Annotated in this window: 2 protein-coding genes; one reads left to right on the forward strand and one right to left on the reverse strand. The window is 38.5% G+C overall.

The window, feature by feature from the left end; genetic code table 11:
* Positions 1-134 precede the first annotated feature (134 nt).
* Entirely contained in the window at positions 135-734 is a 600-nt protein-coding gene (locus tag CHI06_RS00825; RefSeq protein ID WP_095246521.1) for an NADPH-dependent FMN reductase, read from the reverse strand.
* A 369-nt stretch (positions 735-1,103) separates the two neighbouring features.
* Between CHI06_RS00825 and CHI06_RS00830 the strand changes: the two genes are divergently transcribed.
* Positions 1,104-2,360, forward strand: coding sequence for a helix-turn-helix domain-containing protein (locus CHI06_RS00830; protein ID WP_095246522.1), 1,257 nt, complete (start codon positions 1,104-1,106; stop codon positions 2,358-2,360).
* Positions 2,361-2,436 lie beyond the last annotated feature (76 nt).

Genomic DNA, 2,436 nt, shown 5'->3' on the forward strand with positions numbered 1-2,436 from the left:
GTCTCGCGCCTTCCACACAAATCAACAGAGTGCCAATATCAATAATGTGCTTTAACATAGCCTTATAAAAAGAAAAAAGTAACCCCGTAACCCAAAAGGGTTAGTACGGGGTTACTTTACGTGGTGCCTGATCATTAACGAATTGTTTTTAAAGCGCCGCTCCAAGCGATAACTTCGTCAAGCATTGCAGTCATGTTTGTTTGATGTAAATCAGCTGGTTTGAATACAGATCCGTTTTCAAAGTCAGTGAATAAAGACAATGTTGGATGTGTACGAACGTCAGCAACTTTTACTTCGCCAAGGATTCCACGTAAGTGTTCAGCAGCACGTGCTCCGCCTGTTGAACCATAGCTTACGATACCAGCAGCTTTGTTGTACCAAGCTTCACGTGCGAAATCAATTGCATTTTTTAATGCGCCAGTAATGCTGTGGTTGTATTCTTGCACAACGAATACAAATCCATCTAAACTTGCAAGTTTTTGATTCCAAGCGGCAATTCCTGGTTCTGTTCCATCAGTAGTGCCTAAGAATGGCAAGTTGTATTCTGAGATATCAACGATTTCATAGTCTGCATCTCCACGTTGATCAGCGATTCCTTTTACCCATTCTCCTACTTGCGGGCTAACACGTCCTTGACGTGTACTTCCTAAAATAATACCTATTTTTAATTTTGGATTTGTCATTGTTTCTTCCTCCTTAGTTGTTGTACCAAATAATTTGTTAAAAAAACCCATGCTGTCCACCCCTTGCTGTGATTTTTATCTATTTAGGTTTTTCAAATTCAAGTCTTTTGAATCAAAATATTATTAAGTTATATATTTTTAATTCGAGATAAATATAATACAGATTTATCTCGATGTCAAGAGATTGAACTTTTGATTCTGTGGTGGGAAAGTTTTCCGTTTTCTTTGTTACATAAGATATACATCTTTTGTCCTGTTAAATTATGCAGGAAGATTCTAAAAATTAAGTCAATATCCTTTTGGCAAGGCAATGAACAAGCCTATAAACTAGAATAGTCCTACTATGTCAGAATCCTGAAATGGGGTATTTTCTTATTGTAAAAGGAAAAGATTACATAGATTTTGTAAGGGGAGAGTTAGATGTCAGTTGGGGAAATTATTAAATTTTACCGTCAAATAGTGGGGCTTACTCAAGAGGAGTTAGGCAGGGGAATTTGCTCGGTTACCCATGTAAGCAAAATAGAACGGGGACAAACTCCCTATGCGTCAGAGATCATCTCATTGTTTTCAGAGCGATTACAGATCGATATCGAAAAAGAGGTCCAGCGGTTTGAGAACCTGGGGAATCAGCTTCATTACTGGCATAAGGTAATCATCATGCGGAGAATGAAGGAAGTCGAGGAAATCAAAAAGGAACTTGAATCGACCCCGATTATTGGGTCTTCCTCTTATGCTGCCTTGTACAACTTGCTGCTGGCAAGGTATTTTCTCCTGAAGCAGGATTTCAAAATGACGTATGCATTTTTAACTCATGTCCAAAGCGACTACCCTGACCTTCCTGCATACGAAAGGAATCTGTACCGGCATATATGGGGAATCTATTACCTGCTCAATTACAGACATTCGAAAACGGAAAGTTACCAAAAGGCCATCACCATTTTGAAGGAAATTGATCGGAATGAGTATGGTAATCTCGAATACTATTACCATTTGGCGGCCGCATATCAATGGATGAATTCTTATGTATTGGCCTATTCCTATGCGGAAAAAGCACTACGGTACTATAAAGAAATTGATAACTTCTTAGGAGCCATTATGGCAGAATCCATTATGCTTATTTCGCTTGGAAACAATATTGAAACTGATTTCAAAGAAGTGGAAGCAGCGTATCAAAAGTTGATTCATAATTGTGAATTACTGAATATACCTGATAAGAAAACGATGCTTCTAAACAATTTAGGCTATGAGTATTACAGAAGAAAAGATTATCAAAATGCCAAAAAGTCTTTTAAGGAGTCACTTCGTCTTGTGGATAGGCCTTCTGTTCTATACCTTCAGCGTTGGAACAATTATCTGAAATGTTGCTTAGAAGGTAGACTTATGCGTAAAGCGGAGCTGCTTAAACATGCTCGAGAAGGGCTGTCGATGGCCCAAAAATTAGACACTAAAGTTTATAAAATTGTATTTAAGCTCCTTATCCACCGGATAGAGGAAAATGACGAACAATATTACCAATGCATAGAGGAGGAGGCACTTCCATACTTCACTTCCAGTAACAGTGAATTGCTTACGAACAGGTACGGTAAAGAACTGTACCATCACTACGTGGAAACAGAACAGTACGAAAAAATAGTTCAAATTGCCAACCTACTTATTGGTTCCATTCATGCTGAATGATTATTTAGAAAAGAAAAGGCTGTGTTAACATAGGCTGTTGATTTACGCTCCAGGCGCTATGCTTTCCGAGGGCTCG

This window comes from Bacillus sp. 7884-1 (assembly GCF_002272245.1).
Taxonomy (GTDB): Bacteria; Bacillota; Bacilli; order Bacillales; family Cytobacillaceae; genus Neobacillus.